Here is a 13536-nt window from a genome sequence, read left to right as displayed (position 1 = left end):
CGACAAGTATCTTGCCGGCTATGTCTGGAATCAGCCGGCTATCCAGCTCTCCCATACGAAGGCCATTTCCGAGGCTCTTCCGGGAGCGTCAAAGTACTTTATCGGTGACGCGCTGCTTTCTGGCATTCTGCCGGCGATACTCATCCTGATAATCATCTATAGGGTCTGGATCAGAAAGGGCTATGTCAAGAAGAGGGCCAAGGAAAAGGGAGGGAGTATCGGTCTCGGTGATGAGATGGTCGGCATATGGAAGATGGTAACAGCCTCGAAGAGAACGACCTTCATGGGCATACTCATCGGCATTACCGCGGGGCTCCATATCTTTGTCATGAAGGGTATGCAGATCAAGTTTGGTGTCAGCAATTTCGGAACCCTGCTTGAGCGGATGGGGCATACCGCAGATCTCTCGATACGGGGCACGGTCTTCGACCCCGGGTACTGGTACATCACAACCCAGGAAGCGCAATTCGGTGCCTGGACGATGGAGAAACTGGGTATCAATATGCGTGACAATGTCTTCTTCGGTGTGAATAACGGCATCCCCGAACTCTGGCGCAATCCGGCACTCTGGATGTCCGTCGGCATTATCCTAGGTGCCATGGTCATGTCGCTCGTCAACAAGGAGTTTAAGTTCAAGCTCCCGAAAGGGGAACTCATAGCCTGGGGGCTTCTCGGGGGCACCCTCATGGGAATCGGTTCGAGACCAGCCCTTGGTTGCAATATCGGGGCGTTCTTTATAAGGGTTGCGGGCGGCGACCCTAGCGGCTGGCTTTACGGCAGCGGCATGGCGGCCGGTGCGTTTCTGGGGGTCAAGTTCTTCAACTGGTGGACAGAAAGGAAGATGGCAAAAGAGCTGGAAGCTTTTGAATAAAGGCGAAACCATATAAGGAGGAAGTTTGTCATGGCGATGAAGTTCGAAAAGACGAGTGAAGGCAAGTATATGCTAGATGTTTGTGGGTACGTCTGTCCCCATCCGCAGATTTACTGCAAGAAATCCCTTGAGAAGATGGCCGAAGGTGACGTCCTGGAAATGGTATTCGACAACCCATCATCAGCAGAGACGATAGTCCAGATGTTAGAACAGGCTGGGCATGATCTCATGGAAAAGAAACAGGAAGGCGGCAAGCTTATCTTTGTGATTAAGAAGGCATAGTTCGAACCACACCTTGTGACCATCTGAGGAGGAAGAATGAAAATACCTCTGATAATCATTATCGCAGTTGTTGTTATCATTATCGGGTTCCTGCTGGTCTACAGTCAGCAGAAGGCCACGGTCGCGAAGGCACCGGAGGGGTCCGGGGCTGCGGCCGGCGGATACGGCTCCACCCCGGTAGCGGGCGGGCATGGGTCCACGCCCGCAGCAGGCGGATATGGCTCTCCACCCGCAGCAGGGGGATACGGGTCCGCACCGGCATCCGGTGGATATGGCTCCACACCGGCGTCCGGTGGATATGGCTCCACACCCGCATCAGGGGGACACGGGGCACCCGGGACTTCCGGAGGATATGGAGCACCGTCTGCACCGTCAACGGGCGGGTACGGTAAATAGGCGCGCGTGCACTCATGGGAAGTGAGGTGGGGATGAAAAAGGTATTACTGGCGATTGATGATACGAGGGGCTCCAAGGCAGCTCTCGAGACATACATACGGGTGTTTCCCTGCCTGCGTCCCGAGACAACGGTGTTGCTGTATGTAGAAAAGTTTGAGGGGAGATCCCTGATGGATGAGATGCTTCCCGATTCCGAGATCGACACGCTGAGGGAAGTACTGCACGGAACGGAATATCAAGAAGCACTGGACAGAAAGGCCGAGAAAATTCTAAATTATTACAAGAAGGAACTCGAAAATTCCGGGGCGACAGGAATTAAGGCAGTCATTCGTTCGGGACAGCCTGCGGAAGAGATACTCGGCGCGGCAAAAGATGAGGGTGTCGAGATGATCATCATCGGCTCCAGGGGAAAGAGGGTCGGCCATCTCTTTATGGGAAGCGTGAGCAGAGAAGTGGCGAATAATGCCGAGGTACCCGTATTGTTGGCGAGGTGAGATTCATTCTCTCTGAAGTCCGATAATCACAGTGCTCTTCAAGGAAGACAAGAATACCCTGCGCAGGCGTCGCAGGGTATTCTTGTCTTAAGATAAGATAGGTCAGGTGAAAAAGGAAAATGAACAGTAGGGAAGAGGGTGTAATCGTATTGGGAGGGGGACTTGCGGGCCTCTCCGCAGGGCATGTCCTGTCGAAGGCAGGCAAGAAGGTGAGGGTCTTCGAGAGTGATGCAGCGGTCGGGGGCCTCTCCAAGACAATTGTGCACAACGGGTATCGGTTCGATCTAGGCGGTCACCGATTCTTCACAACCGATGACCGCGTCAATACCTTTGTGAAGGATTTGATGGGCGGTGAATTGATTTCCGTTCCCCGGAGAAGCAAGATTTTCCTGCGCAACCGATATATCGATTATCCCCTGAGACCATTCAACGCCCTGTTTGGTCTGAGTATCCCCATGACACTGCGGGTCGTATGCGATTATGGAATAGAAAAGATTAAGGGCTTCGTAAGGGAGAGGGAGACGATCTCTCTTGAGGATTGGGTGGTCGGCAATTTCGGCCGGACGATGTTCGATATCTATTTTAAGGAGTACAGCGAAAAGGTATGGGGCATCGATTCCAGCATGATAAGCGCAGAATGGGTCGCGCAGCGTATCAGGGGACTTTCACTCGCAAAGGCCATCAAGAACGCCTTCTTCAGATTGAACGGAAGGGATATCCCGACGCTCGCAGACAGCTTCCTCTATCCGCGATTGGGCATAGGGCGTATTTCGGACAGGCTGAAGGAGGAGATAGAAAAGGACAATGACGTGCATGTCGGGGCATCCGTGGAACGGGTTAACCACGCGAATTACGCGATAGAGAGTGTCGTTGTTCGAGACCAAGCTCGCAGGGAGGTAGTGGCGGGAACAGAATTCGTATCAACCCTTCCCTTGACAAAACTTGTAAGACTCCTCAATCCCGCCCCTCCCGACAGTGTTTTGGCCGCGGCTTCAAGATTGAAATTCAGAGACCTCATCGTCGTTGCGATCATGATCGACAGAAGAAGGATTACGGACCAGACATGGATATATATCCCGGAGCTCAATATGCCCTTTGGCCGGATTCATGAACCGACAAACTGGAGCGAGAAGATGGCACCCGAGGGGAAAACGATCATGGTCATGGAATTTTTCAGCTTCCGGGGCGACCACATATGGAATGAGAGCGACACGGGCCTTGTTGAACTCACGGTCGACAACCTTGAGCGTCTCGGATTTATTGCGAGGCGTGAAATTATCGAGGGCATGGTCGTGAGGGTGCCGAGGGCGTATCCCTTGTTTGAAGTCGGGTACGGAAAAATCTGCGAGGAAATCCATGAGTATCTCGGCAGATTCAGGAATCTTCGGATCGCGGGAAGATCGGGAATGTTCAGGTATTACAACATGGACCATGCGATCAAGTCCGGAATGGGCGCCGCAGAAGGGGTCCTGGAGGGATGGACAAAGGAGGATGAGATCGCATGGTCTTCTTGTGAAGAGGTTGCAATGAGCGGCAGCGTGGTACCGGTCACGGGCAATGAAGGTATAGGTCTGGTGCGGGCACGGTGACCGAAAGGGGGCATATCCTCGAATGCGGTGTGCATTAGTCATACCATCATGGGCGCCTGAAGAGATCTTTTCTTCGAAGACGGCGAGCTCCCAGATTAATTATTGGCAGCCGCTCGGCACGCTTTACGTCGCAGCGGTCTTACAGAAAGCGGGCCACGAAGTGAAGTTCTTCAACGGTGCGTTCGCGACCCATGATGAGATACTCGCGGACGTCAGAAGATTCGACCCTCAATTTGTCGGGCTTTACTCAACGACCTTCGGATGGAAAAAGGCAAAAATGACCGCCTCGGAATTTCGCAAGATTTTTCAGGAACGGACCTTTATCTGCGCCGGTGGTCCCTATCCCATCGTCATGCGGGAACGCTGTCTCGAGGACGCCGGGGAATCCCTTGATGCGGTCGTCACAGGCGAGGGGGAGTTTACCGTCCTTGAAACCGTGGAAAGACTTCAGGCAGGGAAAAGCCTCACGGGGGTTTTGGGGCTCATCTACCGCGAAGGGAACAGGATCATGAAAAATGAGGACAGGCCCTTGATTGCTGATCTCGACGCCATTCCGTTCCCTGCACGCGAGCTTCTGGGCGACGCGGGTCTCTACATTCCCCCGCCCGCAACGTACCGAAGGAAGCCGGTGGCCGTCCTCATGACATCGAGGGGCTGCAACAGGAGATGCATCTACTGCTTCCAGTTGGACAAGGAACGGAAGAGCGGCATACGCTACCGCAGCGTCGAGAATGTGATGGAGGAGCTGGAAGACTGTATGAGACGGGGGTACCGGGAGATAAAATTCATAGACGACACGCTCGCCGCGGATTATGACAGGGCGATGCGGATAGCGAATGAGATAAAGGCGAGGAGACTTGATTTTACATGGTTTGCCTCGGCATGCGTCAACCAAGTCGACAAGCCGCTGCTGAAGGCCTTCAGGGAGGCCGGCTGCTGGGCGATACTCTTCGGCGCCGAGAGCGGGGTCCAAAAGAATCTCGACGCGATCAGGAAAGGGACGACAACCGAACAGATACGAAAGGCCGTGAGGGCTGCGCAGGAGGTCGGACTCAGGGTCAGCACTCCTTTCATCTTCGGCATCCCGGGCGAGACGTTCGAGGAAGGCCTGCAGACCATCGATTTTGCCCTCGACCTCAACCCCGACATCGCAAACTTCCATGCAATAACACCCTTCCCGGGCACGTACCTCTACGACAATCTCGAACGATACGGCAGGATGTCCGATGAGCTCACAGACTTCACCTATCAGGGCGCTGCCTTCGTCCCCCACACCATGACGAGGGATGATATCCTAAAGCTCCGTCAGATAGCATTCAGGAGGTTCTACTCGAGGCCGTCTTTTATCCTCAAGAGGATCCTTGAACTGAGGAGCCCCAGTGATCTGAAGGCAGCTGCCAAGGGTCTCAGAAGTCTGTTCTGGTTGTGGACCAAGGGTGAACTTTTCAAACAGAGGAAGGGGAAAAGACCCGGCGAGGACCGGAGGGGCGCTACAACTGGAGATACTCCCGCATCAGCGCGGGATACAGTCTGGCGTTGAAGAGGATATTGGTCATCAGGTAACACTCGTGGGTACAGTAACAGCTTTCGCCTTCTATGGCGCGGATGACGCCCTCGGCCTTTTCTGAACGCATGACCCGCCTCATGTCGTAACCACTTTCCCGCACGTTGCCTACAGGGTTGCGCAGGATTTCGCAGGGAAAGACATCACCGTTTTCCGTCAACACGAGATTCAGTCTCCCTGCATAGCACGGAATGAGCCTCTTCTGCGCAGTCGTTGTTGCATGGATGAGTCGGCGCTGTACGATATCCTGCGCGGCCTTCAGCCGCGCTCCCCTGAACCGATACGTGCTTGAAGTCCTGCTCTTGAGATTCCTTTCGAGACGCCCTATCGCGCGGAGATATTTCTCGTAATCGACGGCCTTATAGCGATTGTCGGCAAGACTGCCCCGGATGAGCGAGACGGTATGCGTCTTGATATCCGACAGACCTCCGACAAAGTCAATGATATCGTCGATAGAGTCCTGATTCTCCGAACAGAAGACGGTGTTGACCCCGAGTTCGAAGTTCGGGTAGATGCGGAGGAGGCCTCTCAGCAGCTCATACGTCTCCATGGTCTTGGAAAAACTGCCGTGTGTCCGGCGGAGTAAATCGTGTTCTCCCCCCACGCCGTCGAGCGAAAGTTTTACGACGACGACACTCTTTCGGCATTCCTTCAGGATCTGTTCCGTCTTCCTCCTGATAATTTCGGGAAGCATGCCGTTTGTGGGGTAGAGCAGAAGAGAGGGGCTGTTATTTCTGTAGAAGACGCGGCTTATCTCAACAAGGTCGTCTCTGAGATAAACCTCGCCGCCGGAAAAGGCGAGCCAGAGAAGGTTGCCGAGAGACCGTGAAATCTCTCGTATCTCGGAGAGTGATAATTCGCCTGAGGTATCAACCTCGTTGTCGCCGCGGCTCAGATAAAAGCAGAAAGGGCAGTGTGAGTTGCATCTTCTCGTTATGAAGAAGGTAAGCTGGATCGGTCTCTTCTTCCGGAGGATGGAGCCGACATATCGAAGGGGGGAATACATCATATCCTCACGCCGCGAAGGAAGTGTCGCATGACGGCGACAATCGCTCCCGCAAGGACCGGAAGAGGATAGAGCAGCACATAGTATGCAGTCGCCACGAGAGCGAAGAAAGATCCCCTGGCTCGGGAAAAGGCGGACACCAAGCCCCTATTAACCGCGGCATTGATCAGGCAAGTAAGGGGGACGAGCAGGAGAAGCAGCCTTTCTCGGGAAAAGAGAAAAACCGCGACAAAAGAGATGATGAGAACGAAGGAGAGCCCGTTGATCTTGAGTTCCCGAGAGGCCGTGCCCGAGTCGGAGAGGAGATCTCCGGCCCTCAGGGAATAGAGGGTCCAGAACATCGATTTTCTGAAAGCGTTCCTCAGGGATTTCAGGAGCGTGAAGCGAAAGACGTGTCGCACGAGGATTCGGGGGTCCATAACGAGTCGGTAGCCGGCCCTCCGGAGCCTGTGGCTGAACTCGACATCTTCGAGGATCGGGAAGAAGTCCTCGGAAAAGCCCCCGCTCTTCTTGAAAACTGCGGAATCGATGGCGAGGGCATGGGTGGCCAGATAGTCGGGCTCTCGCTCTTTTGTTTCGAAGTAACTCACGAAGATGGATTGGAAGGTACTGAAGAAATCGTTATCGTCGGGTAAGGCCGTGTAGGTTCCGCCGAGAACCGTAGTGCTGCGGTCATGCCTATCGAAGGCGGTCTTCAGAATGGCAAGGGTGTCCACCTGTATGAGGCAATCAGAATCGATGAAGAAGAGAATCCCGCCGGTACTGTTTCTTGCACCGGCATTCCTCGCGCTCGACGCCCCGGAGCGTTTGTTGAGCCGGATCAGCCGGCAGGGATATCGCCCTATGATCTCTGCTGAATCGTCGGTTGAGGAGTCATCAACAACGACAATTTCGAACGGTGCGTACCGGGATGAGGATGCGGCCGCGAGACATCTCCCTATCGTTGCACTTCCGTTGTAGTTTGGGATGATGATCGAAATGTACGTTTCCACGATGTCGGTAAAGGCAAATCGTCCCTATGATGTCACAGGGATGGATAGGCCGGCGAAAACTCCATGGTCTCCGCCTTTCAGTCCTGATGTCCCTCGGCCTGAAATGGATTCCTCATGATTTATTTTTTTATTATACCAGAAAGTGAAGGGCCACTACCCGCCCCCCGACATCTCGACCGCATATCGGACGACGCCGTTTTCTCGACGGGTACGGGTAATGTAGTATAATAGCTGATGGCTTATGTGATAGCACTCGCGGGCAAGGGCGGAACAGGCAAGACGAGCACGGCCTCCCTTGCTGTCCGGTACCTCATCGAAAAGAAGAAAGGACCCGTCCTCGCCGTTGATGCCGACAGCAACGCGTGCCTGAATGAGGCCCTCGGAGTGAAGGTGCACGCAACGATCGGGAAACTCCGGGAAGAATCCCTTGAAGCGATACGGGCAGGAGGGGAGCGTCCCGGCGGCATGAGCATGGAACAGCTCTTCGATTATCAGGTGCAGCAGGCCATTATTGAATCGCGCGGAGTCGATCTTCTCGTCATGGGCCGGCCCGAGGGGCCCGGCTGTTACTGCGCTGCGAACAACATCATCAGGAAATACACGGATAAGCTCTCGGAGACCTATCCCTATATCGTTATCGATAACGAGGCGGGCATGGAACATCTCAGCAGAAGGACGACGCACAAGATCGATCTGCTCGTTATTGTGAGCGACCCCACGGCGAAGGGCATTATGACGGCGAAGCGGATATACGAACTCGTCGATGAGCTCCGGCTCGAGGTCGACAAGCGCGTCCTCATCATCAACCGGGTAGTCGGGCTCGAAGGCCGGGACCTCTCCGAGACGGCGGAAAAGTGGGGCATTACCGTGGCAGGGCTTGTCCCGCAGGATGATATGGTATTCAGATTCGACCTCGAGGGGAAGCCGCTCTTCGATCTCCCTTCCGATGCCTCATCGGTAAAGGCGCTCTTCGGCATATTCGATTCCCTGAAGATTCCATAGAGAAGATCTCGGAGACTTCGCGCTGGTCAAGTACGCTGAAAATACCTCTTTACTTGGATGCATTTTTGTGGTAGCATCATACATTTTTATTTAGGTAACTCTTCGCGTCGCAAAACAGAACATTTTCCGACATCACATAATTTAATCGTAACGGAGGTGCTGCCGATGCTCATAATCGGTGAGAAGTTGAGCATCATAGCCAAGAGGGTTCGGGAGGCTATGATGAAAAAGGACAAGGGACCCATACAGGAGATAGCGACCGCTCAATGGAAGGCGGGTGCCGGGATGATAGACGCAAACATCGGTCCTGCCGAGGATGGCGGGGAGGACTTGATGCAGTGGATGGTCACTACGATCCAAGAAGTCGTTCCCCTGCCGGTCTGTCTCGATACGACAAACTTCAAGGCTATTGAGGCGGGGCTCAAGGTGCATAACGGTCAATGGGGCAGGCCGTTGATTAACTCGACATCGAATGACCCTGAGAGATTTCCGATTCTCGAGCTCGGAGCGAAATATAATTCACAGGTGATAGGCCTTACCGTAGGCAAGGGCGGGCTGCCGGCCGATGCAGAGGAGCGTTCGGCCATCGCCGCCGAGATCATGGGCCGCGCCATGGAGTATGGCGTTCCTCTCGAAGACCTCTACCTCGACCCCCTCGTCCTGCAGATAGCGACTTCGCAGGATCATGCACGTCACGTCATCAAGGCGATCGCGATGTTTCAGGAGATGAACGATCCTCCCATGAAGACCGTCGTAGGCCTGAGCAATATTTCGAACGGGTGCCCCAAGGCCCTCAGGCCGATCTTGAACAAGTACTATTTCCTGCTCCTGGCGGACGCGGGTCTGACCGCTGCCATTGCCGATGCCCATGAGATGGCAGAGGCGACGAATGAGAAGGGCATGGTGGCAGACGTCGTGGCCGGGAAAAAACTTTCTGACGCCAAGAAGATGGCGGAGATCAGCAAGACGCTTGATGTGATCATGGGCAGGACATTGTATGCCCATTCCTATCTTGAAATGTAATAAACTATCCGCAGTCGGGAGTCGACTGTCCGACGTCAAAACGGGGTAGGGCGCTCTGCACGCTCCGGACCGAGGACTCGAAACCGGTGACGCGGGACTGAAATAGGGAGGTCAATTATGGCTTTTGTTGCACCAAAGGAAACATATCCGGGGAGGGTTTACGAACTTGCGATGGGGTCGGAAAAAACCGCTGTTTTCGGCGGCGAGAATGTTCTGACCTTCCATGCATTCGAGGGAATTGTCCCGAACAGGCCGCTCATCGCCTATGAAATTCAGGACATCCCACCCGACGACTGGCCTGAAACTGTCAGGAAAGTCTATGAGGGCGTTTCGGGGGACCCGGTGAAGTGGGCCCAGCACTGTCAGAACGAACTCGGTGCCAAGGCGATAGCCCTCAGGCTCATCAGTACTCATCCCGACAGGGGTGACCGTTCCGCTGCGGACGCAGCGAAGACCGTGAAGGATGTCCTCGCCGCAATCAACATCCCGCTCATCATACTCGGGAGCAACCAGATCGAGAAGGACTCCTCTGTTCTCGTCGCTGTCGCAGAAGCGGCAAAGGACAAGAATTGCGTGATCGGAAAGGCCCAGGAAGGCAACTACAAAACTATCGCTGCCGCAGCCATGGCGAACAATCTGAAGCTGATCGCCATGTCGGAGCTCGATATCAACCTCTCGAAGCAGCTCAATATCCTTATAACCCAGATGGGGTTTGACAAGGAGAGGCTCATAACGGACCCGATGTGCTCTGCCCTAGGCTATGGCCTCGAATACACCTATTCGGTTATGGAGAGGATACGGCTTGCGGCCTTGACTCAGAATGACGCCACCATGCAGCCTCCGCTCCTGGGGGATGTCGGCATGTTCGTCTGGAAGGTGAAAGAGGCTCAGGCCCCTGAGGCGGACCTTCCCCACTGGGGAGCGGTCGATAAGCGCGGCATCGGATGGGAGACGACTACCGCCGGTGCGCTGCTTCTCGCGGGAGCGGAGCTTCTCATCATGAGGCATCCGGATGCCGTCAGGGCGGTCGAAAAATTCATAGATGAGTTAATGTAAGGGAGGAAAAAATGGCTTTAACAGGCGTCGAAATATTCAAGTTGCTTCCGAAAACGAACTGTAAGAAGTGCGGACACCCGACCTGTCTCGCCTTTGCGATGAAGCTCGCGCAAAGGCAGGCATCACTCGATGCGTGTCCCGATGTTTCTGACGAAGCGAAGAGGCTTCTCGGAGAGGCCTCGGCACCTCCTGTCAGGCCGATTACGCTCGGTTCCGGCGACAAGGCTGTGAAGATGGGCGAGGAGACAGTGCTCTTCAGGCATGAGAAGAAATTTGTGAACCCCTGTGGTTTCGCGGTCGAGATAAAGGATTCCCTTCCCGAGGCCGAGATCGCCAAGGTCGTCGAAGAAGTCCTAAATTCCGAGATGGACAGGGTCGGGCAGAAACTGCGGATTAACGCGATCTTTCTGAGCAATCCATCGAACGACCCGGCGAAGTTGGCGGCTGCCGTTCAGACCGTTTCGACTAAGGCTCCGGCAATTCCCCTCATCATCGGGACAAGCAATCCCGCCGCTGCGGAGGCGGCGCTCAAGATCGCCGGCGATAAGAAGCCGCTGCTCTACGGAGCCGACGAGGCGAATGCCGATGCCATGGCAGGCCTGGCGAAGACCTTTAAGGTTTCTCTCGGAGTGTCTGCAAAGAGTCTCGATGCCCTCTCGGCACTCACCGAAAAGATCAAGGGTATGGGCGTTGAGGATATGGTTCTTGACCCGGGAGCGCAAAAGGCAAAAGAGATACTCGAAAACAACACCCTCATCCGGAGGGCGGCGATAAAGAAGAACTTCAAGCCGCTCGGCTATCCGGTGATCACGTTCGCCCAGAGGGACGACAGCCTCTTCGAAATGCTCATGGCCGTCCTCGGGATTGCCAAATACTCTTCGATAGTAGTGCTCAGCAGTATCGAAAAATGGAAGAACCTCGCCCTCTTCACCCTGAGACAGAATATCTACACCGACCCGCAGGTCCCGATGCAGGTGGAACAGAAGATCTATCCGATCGGAGAACCGACCCCGGAATCCCCGCTCATGATAACGACGAATTTCTCTCTCACCTACTTCATCGTCTCGGGCGAAGTGGAAAACAGCAAGGTTCCCTGCAGGCTGGCGGTCATGGATTGTGAAGGACTGTCGGTCCTGACGGGGTGGGCCGCGGGAAAGTTTACGGCATCGAAGATTGCGCAGTTCATCCAGGAAAGCGGCGTCGAAAAAGAGATAAAGCATAAGGAACTCATCATCCCGGGATACGTTGCGATTCTGAGCGGCGCTATTGAAGAGAAACTTCCGGGCTGGAAGGTTACCGTCGGACCTCGTGAAGCGAACGCGCTCCCGGCATTTCTGAAGTCCCGATAGGGGTTCTCCCCCTTGCACAAAAAGGTGTTGACAGGGGGAGTACACTCTATTTTATTATAAAAAACTTTTGTGAACCTATTGAGAATGACGAGGAGGTCAGGATGTCCAAGCTAATTGCATCTGCAGCCATCAGAGGCGCGCAAAAACTTGTCGCGCAGGCGGAGGAAATGCTCGAAAAAGCACTTGCCGAAAAGGGAAAGGATTTCGCGTTTGAATTCCCGGATACCGCTTTTCATCTCCCGATGATTTATGCGATGACCGCCTTCCCGGTAAAGACCCTGGGGGATATGAAGGTCGCCCTCGGTTTTGCGAAGGAACTTCTCCATGACGTACCGGAGGAGCATGTCTGGAAACCCTATCTCGGCGAGGCCCTTGATTCAGGTATGGCGACGCTCTTCGCGGAGGAGATTATTCTCGCTCTCCGCTATATCAACGGTCTCGAGCCCTGTAAGGACCCTGAGACCGGTTATGTCTACAACGGGTTTATTTCGGACACGATCCAGAGGAATCTCGGTATTCAGCTCGTTGACGGCACGATGCCGGGATTCGCTGCGATCATCGGCGCGGCGCCGACCGATGATATTGCCGTCAGCATCGTAAGGGAGATTCAGGAAAAGAATATCCTTACGTTTCTTTCGGGCCAGTCGAAAGGCGACAGCGTCACAAAGCAGCTCCTGAGAAAGGGCGTCGAACTCGGTTGGGACACGAGAATCGTTCCTCTGGGGCCCGACACGGAGCATACCCTTTACGCCCTCGACTGGGCGATACGGGCATCGCTCATCTTCGGCGGCAAGAAGCCGGGTGATTTTAAGGAGCACCTGAAGTACCAGAAGGACAGGGTCTTTGCCTTCGCCATCGTCCTCGGCGAACTCGATGACATTAAATGGACGACCGGTGCCGGGGCGATCAACATGGGATTCCCCGCCATAGCGGATACGGATATCCCGGTCATTCATCCTACCGGCGTCTGTACCTATGAAGAGGTGGATAAAGAGTTTGATCATGCGAAGATCGCGCAGAAGGCGATCGAAATGAGAGGGCTGAAGATTACCGTCGAGAAGCCTCCGATACCCGTTGCGTTCGGTCCTGCGTTCGAAGGGGAAAGGATCCGGAAAGAAGACACCTTCATCGAGTTCGGCGGCCAGCGGACTGCGGCCTTCGAATGGGTACGGATGAGAGAGATGGAGGAGATAGAAGATAACAAGATCGTCATTGTCGGCGAGAATTGGCAGGAGCGGTACGAGAAGGGCGGTCAGCTGCCCCTCGGCATCGTGATCGAGGCCGCCGGCAGGAAGATGCAGAAGGATTTCGAATCCGTCATCGAGAGGAAGATTCATTCGAATATCAACGAGGCCCAGGGTATCTGGCACATGGGACAGCGTGACATCAACTGGGTGAGAATCAGCAACGCAGCCAAGAAGGAAGGCTTCACCCTCGAACACCTTGGCATCCTGAACGCGACGATGACGCACCACCGGTTCAAATCGATTGTGGACAAGGTTCAGGTCACCCTCTATATCGATGAGAAAGACGTAAAGGAGCAGCTCGATAAGGCGAGACAGGCTTATAAAGAGCGCGACCAGAGGCTCGGGAGTCTTACCGACGAGGCAGTCGACACCTTCTATTCCTGTCTCCTCTGCCAGTCCTTTGCGCCGAGCCATGTCTGCGTGATAACACCCGAGAGGCTCGGTCTCTGCGGTGCGTATAACTGGCTCGACGGCAAGGCCGCGTACGAGATAGACCCTACAGGCGGGAATCAACCGATCACGAAGGGTGAATGCCTCGATACACGATACGGCCGCTACACGGGGGCTGACGATTATCTCAAGAAGGCGACGGGAGGCGCGGTCGAGACATTGAACCTCTACACTATCATGGAAAACCCGATGACGTCCTGCGGATGCTTCGAATG

The 13536-nt window shown here is 54.6% G+C and carries 13 protein-coding genes; 11 read left to right on the top strand and 2 right to left on the bottom strand.

Going from position 1 to position 13536, the window contains the following annotated elements:
- From VEI96_05860 to VEI96_05835, 6 genes are all read left to right on the top strand, one after another.
- Positions 1–871, top strand: an 871-nt coding sequence (locus tag VEI96_05860) for a YeeE/YedE thiosulfate transporter family protein (protein ID HXX57507.1), incomplete at its 5' end; no start/stop codon positions are given.
- Between the two features lie 30 nt (positions 872–901).
- Entirely contained in the window at positions 902–1153 is a 252-nt protein-coding gene (locus VEI96_05855; protein HXX57506.1) for a sulfurtransferase TusA family protein, read from the top strand.
- 36 nt (positions 1154–1189) lie between these two features.
- Positions 1190–1549 (top strand): hypothetical protein, encoded by a 360-nt coding sequence (locus tag VEI96_05850; protein HXX57505.1) that lies wholly within the window; start codon positions 1190–1192, stop codon positions 1547–1549.
- A gap of 32 nt (positions 1550–1581) precedes the next feature.
- Positions 1582–2043, top strand: coding sequence for a universal stress protein (locus VEI96_05845; GenBank protein HXX57504.1), 462 nt, complete (start codon positions 1582–1584; stop codon positions 2041–2043).
- 119 nt (positions 2044–2162) lie between these two features.
- Positions 2163–3632 (top strand): FAD-dependent oxidoreductase, encoded by a 1470-nt coding sequence (locus VEI96_05840; protein HXX57503.1) that lies wholly within the window; start codon positions 2163–2165, stop codon positions 3630–3632.
- Positions 3633–3654: 22 nt separating this feature from the next.
- A complete protein-coding gene (locus VEI96_05835; protein HXX57502.1) occupies positions 3655–5172 on the top strand; it encodes a radical SAM protein in 1518 nt (505 codons plus the stop codon).
- On the opposite strand, the gene VEI96_05830 is transcribed toward VEI96_05835, so the two are convergent.
- Entirely contained in the window at positions 5123–6205 is a 1083-nt protein-coding gene (locus VEI96_05830) for a radical SAM protein (protein ID HXX57501.1), read from the bottom strand. The two genes, VEI96_05835 and VEI96_05830, sit on opposite strands and share 50 nt — an antisense overlap.
- Entirely contained in the window at positions 6202–7194 is a 993-nt protein-coding gene (locus VEI96_05825; protein HXX57500.1) for a glycosyltransferase, read from the bottom strand. The genes VEI96_05830 and VEI96_05825 overlap by 4 nt, the downstream gene beginning before the upstream one ends.
- A gap of 234 nt (positions 7195–7428) precedes the next feature.
- Between VEI96_05825 and VEI96_05820 the strand changes: the two genes are divergently transcribed.
- From VEI96_05820 to VEI96_05800, 5 genes are all read left to right on the top strand, one after another.
- Positions 7429–8196, top strand: a complete 768-nt coding sequence (locus tag VEI96_05820) for an AAA family ATPase (protein HXX57499.1) — start codon at positions 7429–7431, stop codon at positions 8194–8196.
- 165 nt (positions 8197–8361) lie between these two features.
- Positions 8362–9219: a dihydropteroate synthase gene (locus VEI96_05815; GenBank protein HXX57498.1), complete on the top strand. Its 858-nt coding sequence runs from the start codon at positions 8362–8364 to the stop codon at positions 9217–9219.
- A 117-nt stretch (positions 9220–9336) separates the two neighbouring features.
- Complete coding sequence (locus VEI96_05810; GenBank protein HXX57497.1) at positions 9337–10275, top strand: acetyl-CoA decarbonylase/synthase complex subunit delta; 939 nt, start codon at positions 9337–9339, stop codon at positions 10273–10275.
- 11 nt (positions 10276–10286) lie between these two features.
- A complete protein-coding gene (acsC, locus tag VEI96_05805; protein ID HXX57496.1) occupies positions 10287–11624 on the top strand; it encodes an acetyl-CoA decarbonylase/synthase complex subunit gamma in 1338 nt (445 codons plus the stop codon).
- Between the two features lie 101 nt (positions 11625–11725).
- Positions 11726–13536 (top strand): hypothetical protein (locus VEI96_05800; protein HXX57495.1); only part of this gene is annotated, 1811 nt, incomplete at its 3' end.

The organism is Thermodesulfovibrionales bacterium, from assembly GCA_035622735.1.
Classification (GTDB): Bacteria; Nitrospirota; Thermodesulfovibrionia; order Thermodesulfovibrionales; family UBA9159; genus DASPUT01.
This window is presented reverse-complemented; position numbering and strand designations above follow the sequence as displayed.

Excerpts from the sequence above, each read along its gene's own strand:
- VEI96_05855 (HXX57506.1), top strand. The coding sequence starts at position 902 with ATGGCGATGAAGTTCGAAAAGACGAGTGAAGGCAAGTATATGCTAGAT.
- VEI96_05850 (HXX57505.1), top strand. The coding sequence starts at position 1,190 with ATGAAAATACCTCTGATAATCATTATCGCAGTTGTTGTTATCATTATC.
- VEI96_05845 (HXX57504.1), top strand. The coding sequence starts at position 1,582 with ATGAAAAAGGTATTACTGGCGATTGATGATACGAGGGGCTCCAAGGCA.
- VEI96_05840 (HXX57503.1), top strand. The coding sequence starts at position 2,163 with ATGAACAGTAGGGAAGAGGGTGTAATCGTATTGGGAGGGGGACTTGCG.
- VEI96_05835 (HXX57502.1), top strand. The coding sequence starts at position 3,655 with ATGCGGTGTGCATTAGTCATACCATCATGGGCGCCTGAAGAGATCTTT.
- VEI96_05830 (HXX57501.1), bottom strand. The coding sequence starts at position 6,205 with ATGATGTATTCCCCCCTTCGATATGTCGGCTCCATCCTCCGGAAGAAG.
- VEI96_05820 (HXX57499.1), top strand. The coding sequence starts at position 7,429 with ATGGCTTATGTGATAGCACTCGCGGGCAAGGGCGGAACAGGCAAGACG.
- VEI96_05815 (HXX57498.1), top strand. The coding sequence starts at position 8,362 with ATGCTCATAATCGGTGAGAAGTTGAGCATCATAGCCAAGAGGGTTCGG.
- VEI96_05810 (HXX57497.1), top strand. The coding sequence starts at position 9,337 with ATGGCTTTTGTTGCACCAAAGGAAACATATCCGGGGAGGGTTTACGAA.
- acsC (HXX57496.1), top strand. The coding sequence starts at position 10,287 with ATGGCTTTAACAGGCGTCGAAATATTCAAGTTGCTTCCGAAAACGAAC.